Source organism: Gelidibacter sp., assembly GCF_035515035.1.
GTDB lineage: Bacteria > Bacteroidota > Bacteroidia > Flavobacteriales > Flavobacteriaceae > Gelidibacter.
In genome coordinates, this window is sequence record NZ_DATJCA010000017.1 from 18,975 (window position 1) to 27,082 (window position 8,108).

Annotated in this window: 6 protein-coding genes; 3 read left to right on the forward strand and 3 right to left on the reverse strand. The window is 38.7% G+C overall.

What is annotated here, in order from left to right; all coding sequences use genetic code 11:
• Nucleotides 1-454: 454 nt before the first annotated feature.
• Together VLZ86_RS00920 and VLZ86_RS00925 are read left to right on the forward strand one after the other, a co-directional pair.
• Nucleotides 455-2,083, forward strand: a complete 1,629-nt coding sequence (locus VLZ86_RS00920) for an acyl-CoA carboxylase subunit beta (RefSeq protein ID WP_325447771.1) — start codon at nt 455-457, stop codon at nt 2,081-2,083.
• The gene (locus tag VLZ86_RS00925; protein ID WP_325447773.1) at nt 2,083-3,381 is read left to right on the forward strand and encodes an MFS transporter; all 1,299 of its coding nucleotides are present in this window, start codon (nt 2,083-2,085) and stop codon (nt 3,379-3,381) included. The genes VLZ86_RS00920 and VLZ86_RS00925 overlap by 1 nt, the downstream gene beginning before the upstream one ends.
• A gap of 30 nt (nt 3,382-3,411) precedes the next feature.
• On the opposite strand, the gene VLZ86_RS00930 is transcribed toward VLZ86_RS00925, so the two are convergent.
• The 3 genes from VLZ86_RS00930 to VLZ86_RS00940 all read right to left on the reverse strand — a co-directional run bounded on the left by VLZ86_RS00930 (nt 3,412) and on the right by VLZ86_RS00940 (nt 6,808).
• Nucleotides 3,412-4,482 carry an AMP-binding protein gene (locus VLZ86_RS00930; RefSeq protein WP_325447775.1) on the reverse strand — a complete coding sequence of 357 codons (1,071 nt, stop codon included), beginning with the start codon at nt 4,480-4,482 and terminating at the stop codon, nt 3,412-3,414.
• A gap of 91 nt (nt 4,483-4,573) precedes the next feature.
• The gene (locus VLZ86_RS00935) at nt 4,574-5,767 is read right to left on the reverse strand and encodes a CPBP family intramembrane glutamic endopeptidase (RefSeq protein ID WP_325447777.1); all 1,194 of its coding nucleotides are present in this window, start codon (nt 5,765-5,767) and stop codon (nt 4,574-4,576) included.
• A 6-nt stretch (nt 5,768-5,773) separates the two neighbouring features.
• Entirely contained in the window at nt 5,774-6,808 is a 1,035-nt protein-coding gene (locus VLZ86_RS00940; protein WP_325447783.1) for an o-succinylbenzoate synthase, read from the reverse strand.
• 139 nt (nt 6,809-6,947) lie between these two features.
• Between VLZ86_RS00940 and VLZ86_RS00945 the strand changes: the two genes are divergently transcribed.
• Complete coding sequence (locus VLZ86_RS00945; protein WP_325447779.1) at nt 6,948-7,901, forward strand: sterol desaturase family protein; 954 nt, start codon at nt 6,948-6,950, stop codon at nt 7,899-7,901.
• Nucleotides 7,902-8,108 lie beyond the last annotated feature (207 nt).

Below are 8,108 nucleotides of genomic sequence, written 5' to 3' on the forward strand. Positions count from 1 at the left end.
CATAATCAAAATTATTAAAATCTGTTATGAATAGGTATAAATTTTCGTTACTATCTTTTTCTCACTGTACAGAACAATTTCTTTTCTTCGACTCATTTGGATTATCCTTTCCATACACTATCCATACAGTATCCATGGAGTATCCATGGAGTTGATACGCTATACCTATCACATATAGTTCATTACAATTTTTAGAACAACTATATCCAGGATGAACCTAGTTTAAAATTAGATAATAGTCCGTTCTCTTTTTATGACTCCACAACTTTTTGTGTTGCCCCTCAAAACTATGATACTTTTTGTTGCTGGATTCCAAATCTACGAAATAAAAAATGCCATATTGAGGAAACTATTTTCTAAAAACTCATTTTTTTAGTTTTTTGATTTTTGAATAATTTCCCGCTTTTGTAAGAGTTTTAAAGTTTGTATTTTTACATCAAATTAAAACACTGCAATGGACCTTAACTTCAACAAAAACGAAGATCACAATAAACTTCAACTCTCTTCTTTACGCCAACGTCTTGCCAAGGTTAAATTGGGCGGCGGACAAAAAAGCATCGACAAACAACATGAGAAAGGTAAAATGACCGCACGTGAGCGCATCAATTATCTGTTGGATCCGAAGGCTAAATCCATTGAAATTGCTGCGTTTGCAGGAGAAGACATGTATGAAGAACACGGCGGGTGTCCTTCAGGCGGTGTGGTGATAAAAATAGGATATGTCAAAGGAAAACAATGTTTGGTGGTTGCCAATGACGCCACCGTAAAAGCAGGAGCTTGGTTTCCCATTACCGCCAAAAAGAATTTAAGGGCCCAAGAAATTGCCATTGAAAACCGATTGCCAATAATTTATTTAGTGGATTCAGCCGGGGTGTATTTACCTATGCAAGACGAAATTTTCCCAGATAAGGAACATTTTGGCCGCATTTTTAGAAATAACGCCATTATGAGCAGTATGGGCATTACGCAAATCTCTGCAGTTATGGGAAGTTGCGTGGCAGGTGGTGCTTATTTACCTATCATGAGCGATGAAGCCTTAATTGTGGATAAAACAGGAAGTATTTTTCTTGCAGGAAGTTATTTGGTGAAAGCGGCCATTGGCGAAACTATTGATAACGAAACTTTAGGAGGTGCCACAACCCATTGCGAGATTTCTGGTGTGACCGATTATAAAGCCAAGGATGATAAGGATGCCTTGGACACCATTAAAAACATTATTGACAAAATTGGCGATTATGACAAGGCTGGATTCAATCGTGCAAAACCTATAAAACCTAAAGAAAACCCTGAAGATATCTACGGTATTATTCCTAGAAGCCGTACCGATCAGTATGATATGTATGAGATTATCAAACGACTGGTGGACGATTCTGAATTTGACGAATATAAGGCAGGTTACGGCAAAACCATCATTACAGCTTATGCGCGAATTGATGGTTGGGCAGTTGGTATTGTGGCAAATCAACGCCAATTAGTAAAGACCAAATCTGGAGAAATGCAGTTTGGAGGAGTGATTTATAATGATTCGGCCGATAAAGCGACCCGATTTATTGCCAATTGCAATCAGAAGAAAATTCCGTTGGTATTTTTACAGGATGTCACCGGATTTATGGTGGGCAGTAAAAGTGAACATAGCGGAATTATTAAGGATGGCGCAAAAATGGTCAATGCGGTGAGCAATTCTGTAGTCCCAAAATTCACCATTGTCATTGGAAACAGTTACGGTGCCGGAAATTATGCCATGTGCGGAAAAGCCTATGATCCTCGATTGATTGTCGCCTGGCCGAGTGCAGAATTGGCTGTCATGAGTGGCAATAGTGCCGCAAAAGTATTGCTCCAAATTGAGACGGCATCCCTTAAAAAGAAAGGTAAAACCATTACAAAAGAGCAGGAAGACGAGCTTTTCAAGAAAATCAAAGACCGCTATGATGCGCAAGTGTCACCTTACTATGCTGCGGCAAGAATCTGGACGGACGCCATTATTGACCCGTTGGACACACGAACTTGGATCAGCATGGGCATTGAAGCCGCTAATCATTCACCTATTGAAAAGAAATTTAATATGGGCATTTTGCAGGTGTAATGGACACCTTAAGATCCAAACGGCCCATTTTTGTCATTCTCTTATTAATTTTTGCTGGAGAGGCCATTTTTGTGCTTCCGTTTGTATTGGCACGTATCTTTAGACCCACTTTTTTAGAAGTTTTTGGCCTCAATAATTTGGAATTGGGCAGTTGCTTCTCAGTCTACGGAGTGGTTGCATTTATATCATATTTTTTTGGCGGTTCATTAGCCGATAAATACGCACCCAGAACATTAATGGCGGTGGCGCTTTTCATGACCGCCATTGGTGGTTTTTATATGGCCACCTTTCCCTCCTATTTTGCTATGAGACTGCTTTTTGGTTATTACGGATTTACCACGATTTTTCTGTTTTGGGCACCCATGATCAAAGCCACCAGAGTTTGGGGCGGACAAGATAAGCAGGGTCTCGCCTTTGGGTTTTTAGATGGCGGCAGAGGACTCGTTGCCGCCAGTTTTGGATCTCTTGGCGTAGTGGTCTTTTCTTATATGCTATCCCTGGATGTTTCCAAAGCATCATTATTGGATCATCAAGAAGCCTTTAAATATGTTATATGGGCATCTTCTGCAATGATCATGTTTATTGCAATGCTGGTTTACTATTTCCTCAAACCCATATCCGCTAACCTAGAAAAATTACATCATCAGAAAAAAATATATACACTTGAAAATTTTAAATCGGTTTTAAAATATCCAACTGTTTGGTTGATGATGCTCATAATTCTGTGTGCTTACGTGGGTTATAAAACCACGGACATTTTTAGTTTGTACGCCAAAGACGTATTAGGTTATGACGATATTGATTCAGCTAAGATCGGCACCTACCTACTCTACATTAGACCTGTAACAGGAGTGGCCATCGGACTTTTGGCTGATAGGACTCGGGCATCACTGTGGATAATTATTGGCTTTTTAATTATGATGCTGAGCAGCTTGTTTTTTGCGTCGGGCGTTATTTCTGATAAGACTATATACTTATTTATCATATCGGTGATTTTCATGGCCATTGGTGTATATGCCACACGAGTGCTCTATTTTGCAATCATGGAGGAGGCCAAATTACCATTGGCAATAACGGGCACTGCAGTAGGATTTATTTCAGTAGTTGGGTATACCCCAGATATTTTTGCCGGACCCATGATAGGTGTCCTTTTAGATAATTCTCCAGGCGAGTTAGGACATCAGCACGTTTTTATAGCGATGGCTATTTTTTCGTTAGTTGGTTTCTGTGCCGCATTGGCGTTCTCGATAATCACCAGAAAGAAAGTTATCAATCCGAAACAGAAAGGTTTGGACTAAAAACTGCAATTCGCATGAACGTAGAAGACTTTATTGAGAATCCGTTTTCAACAATTTAAGGGTTTCCTGACGTTGAATTTTACCGGTTGCAGTTTCTTTAAACTTAGGAACCGAATAGATTTCTTTAGGAATTTCGAACTTTTCAAGACCTTTAAATGTTGAAGCTTTTAAAGTGTTTTTATCACTTTCTAAAATAAGAATTAGTTTTTGGCCTAGATTTACATCAGGTTCAGAAGCGATAAAAAAGCGCTCTTTAATCTGCTCCACAAGTTTCGCTTCAATTTGTTCAGGAAATAATTTAACTCCCCCAGAATTGACCATATTATCAATACGACCGATCAATTCAAACTCTGTAGCTGAGTGCAATTTCACCACATCATTTGTAATTAAACGCTCTGAGGCCACTTTTGGAGCGTCAATAATTAAACAGCCTATGTCATCTTGAGAAATTTTAACTTTTGGAAATACCTTGAAATACTGCATTTTCTGCTTTCCATTCATCCGTCTTACCGCAACGTGACTCACGGTTTCAGTCATTCCGTAAGTGGCATAGATTTTAGTTTTGAGACCCTGGATTGATGCTTCCAAAGTTTTAGAAATAGCGGCACCTCCAATGATCAAGGTTTTGATATTATGGATTTTCCCAAATGTATTTTTTAATTGTATGGGAATCATGGCGCAAAAATCGTAAGTTTTGTCATAGTCAAAAGCAGGCTCGGTAGTAGGATCTACAAAATCAAGCTCCAACCCAAGAATCATTGCGCGTACCAACATCATTTTCCCCGCAATATAATGGGTAGGCAAACACAATAATGCGGTCTGACCTGGTTCCATTTTAAAATAGTTACCAGTTGCAATGGACGAATTGACCATTGCCTGCTTGCTCACCTTCATCAATTTAGGCTTTCCCGTAGAACCAGAAGTCCGTACATTGATATAATCCTTAGAATCCAACCAATCCATCAAAAAGTCGCCCATTACTTTTTCATATGGCGCGCCCTCCTTTACTAAACTATAAGCAACTTCCTTAAGTTCTTCAGCAGTATATTTGTTAGAATTTAATTTGAATTTTAAATGGATTTTATCAAACGTTGGCGTCATTTTATGGGTTTTTTAATACTATTTATTTGCGTTAGCTAAGGTATTGATTTCAGGCGGAATTGAATTGTCTATCCTTAAATAATATAGAAAATCATACCCTTCCAATCTCATTGATCTCTTGTAATACTTTGTCGTCTTCCTTTGGAAGCTCAATAACTTTTCCGAATAGTTTTCCCTTCCAATCCGTCCACTTGTAGACGCGTGAAAGAATAAACAGCATAATTGGAAACATGACAAATACAGGCATGAAAATATCCATAAACTCTGCAGCTTGTGGATCTGATAAATCCTTAAAAATTGAATGGGTCTGAAAGGCGGTCCAATCGGCAGTCACCAATAAGGCCGTAAATAAATTATTGGCTGCATGAAAGCCCAAAGATAGTTCCAAACCTTCATCCATCAGCGTCATGATTCCTAAAAACAATCCGGTGCCTATATAATACACCATGATAATTGGACCAAGTTTGTCCACTTCTGGATTGGCAATATGCAACAATCCGAAGACCACAGAAGTAATGATTAGCGGTGTGAAATTTCTTTTTAAGCCTGAATACAGTTTCAAATAACCTTCTGATTCTGAAACTTTTTCGGCTATTTTAGAATTTAAAAAATATAACATAAAGCCGCCATATCCAATAAAATATAATGAGGTCTCCCACAACAGTAAATCAAAATAACTAGACAAAAATAGGTATCCAAAAATTCCAAGTAATGAAAAAATAAATACAAACGGAAAATATCTATGAACGGATGAAACGCCAATCCCTTGCATTAAATAACCTCTAAACAAATACTCTTCAAAACTGGTTTGTAAAGGTACCAAAAGAATGGCGATAATAGATAGAATTAAGAATGGCTGCAATTTAAAATTGAATACATAATCTTCCGGCGACATATAATAATCTATCAATACTAAACTTGAAGATAGAATTCCCCAGAAAAAAAAGATGACCCAAAAACGTTTCCAGTCAATTTTTGGTCTTGCGGTTGTAAGTGAGGTGAAGGATTGCTTGTGCAACCATTTAACGGCACCGAGTAAAAATAACAATCCGCCGGCAAAAGGCAATAGTATAAAAACCAGGTTGATATTAGACTCAAATAACTGCATGATATATGCGGGATCATTCATTTTTGAAGGATCTATACTGCCGCTTTGCATTGTTTTAAACATTATAGCCACACCGTGGGGAATAGAAAAAACAAACACCCCTGCAATGGCAATAATCAAACCTACTACATAACGCCACAACTCATGTAAACCTTTAAACGCTTGAGCTATATACATATTTACTTATAAATTAAAATTCCAATCTGTTTTATTTTTGTACTGCAAAGTACCATTTTTAACTCGCAATGGACTGTCGAAATTATTGGTATACAAACCACCAGTTCCAAGTCCCTGAGGTCGATCACTTTGTAGCGTATAGGTCCATTGTGCAATCGCATTTAGCCCGATATTACTCTCTAATGCACTCGTAATCCAATACCCTATTTTGCCAGTTTTGGCAACTTCAATCCAAGAATTACTTCCCTGAAATCCTCCAACCAACGTAGGTTTTAAAATAATGTACTGTGGTTTAATGGTTTGCAGTAAATTATGCTTATCTGCAACATCAAAAACGCCAATTAACTCTTCATCCAATGCAATAGCCAGAGGTGTGGTTTGGCAAAGTTTTGCCATCTCCTCCACTTGTCCTTGTTTGATGGGTTGTTCTATAGAATGCAAATGGTAGTCAGACAGGCGCTTTAATTTCTCCAAAGCTTCGTCTGGTGAAAATGCACCATTGGCATCCACACGCAATTCGATATCGGAGGGTGAGAAATGGGTTCTTATAGATTTAAGCAAATCCAATTCCGCATGAAAATCGATGGCTCCAATTTTAAGTTTGATACAGGTGAAACCGGCTTCAATTTTCTCTTTGATCTGATCTCTCATGTAGGCTTCCGATCCCATCCAGATCAATCCGTTAATCGGGATCGCATCCTCGCCTTTAGTGAATTTGGAAGGAAACAATTCAAAAGCATTCTTGTTTTCTAAATCAAGAAATGCCATTTCCAGTCCAAACTGAATACTTGGCATTTCCACAAGTTCAGCCACCAGAGCCTCCAAACCAAAATGAATATGTTGACAAGCCCATTGTAATTTTTTCTCAAAATCTGGTCGGTCATCAATAGACAAGCCTCTAAACATACCACATTCCCCAATGCCTTTTTTGCCTTCAGATTCAATAATAATGAACCATGTATCCTTGGTTTTAAGGATACCCCGCGAAGTTCCACTGGCTTGTTTGAAGTTGAGTACGTATTTTTGGTAGGTTGCTATCATAATATGGTCAAAAATAGTCAAATAATTTTGTATTTTTAAGAAATGAAAAGAGGACTTGCACCGCGAATGTTTATGTTTATTACGATATGTGCTGGACATAACATTTTAAAAAAATCTAAGAACTTATAACACCTTAATAATGATGCCTGAGTTTCCAAATATTATTCTTTACGCCATTCCCTTTTTCGTCATTTCGATGTTGCTGGAACTATATGTCAGTATTAAGGAAAATAAAAAAACTTACGAAACCAAGGATGCCTTTACCTCTATCGCCATGGGATTGGGAAATGTATTTTTAGGATTCCTAAGTAAAGCCGTAGTCTTATTGGTTTTTATGGTGATGTATGAAAACTTCCGAATTTTCACCATTCCCTTTGCGTGGTGGAGTTTTGTGCTCTTGCTATTTGCGGAGGATTTTTCCTATTATTGGTTCCATCGGATTTCTCATGAAAACCGATTGTTTTGGGCGTCTCATGTGGTGCACCATTCTTCAGAACATTATAATTTGAGCACTGCCTTACGACAAACTTGGTCCGGCGGATTTTACACCTTCATTTTCTGGTTATGGTTGCCGCTAGTTGGATTTCACCCGGGGATGATTTTATTGCAGATGTCGGTGAGCTTGCTGTATCAATTTTGGATCCATACGGAAACTATCGACAAAATGCCTAAATGGTTTGAAAACGTGATGAACACCCCGTCCCATCACCGTGTTCACCATGGGAGCAATCCGTTATATTTGGATAGAAACCATGCCGGTATTTTTATTATTTGGGATAAGTTATTCGGCACCTTTCAGCCAGAGCTTAAGGATGAAAAAGTAATTTATGGTTTGGTCAACAATATCAACACCCACAATCCTTTGAAAGTGGCTTTTCACGAATGGATAGCCATGGGCAAAGACGTGTTATTGGGAAAAAAATCAATATGGGATCGCGCAAAATATATGGTCAAACCTCCCGGATGGCGACATGACGGCACAGGAAAAATGAGTGATGATTTACGAAAAGAATGGGAGGAATCAGTGGGCAGTTCTCAGCCTGCCCGTACCGAAAAGGTACGTTCGGGCGGGTCTGCAGTTGGCAGTCAGTAGTCCGCCTGCACCAGCGGCTTGCCTGAAGTCGAGCAAAAAAAAGCACGTCCGAACGGCTCGACAGTCGGTATTAACTAATTAACTGAGTGGTTTGTTCAGTTTCAACTTCAGCATAAATGAATTTCCGCAACAAAACAATCTGGATTACTGGCGCCTCAAGTGGCATTGGCAAAGCTTTGGCCATTGCGCTCTCACAATACAACTGTC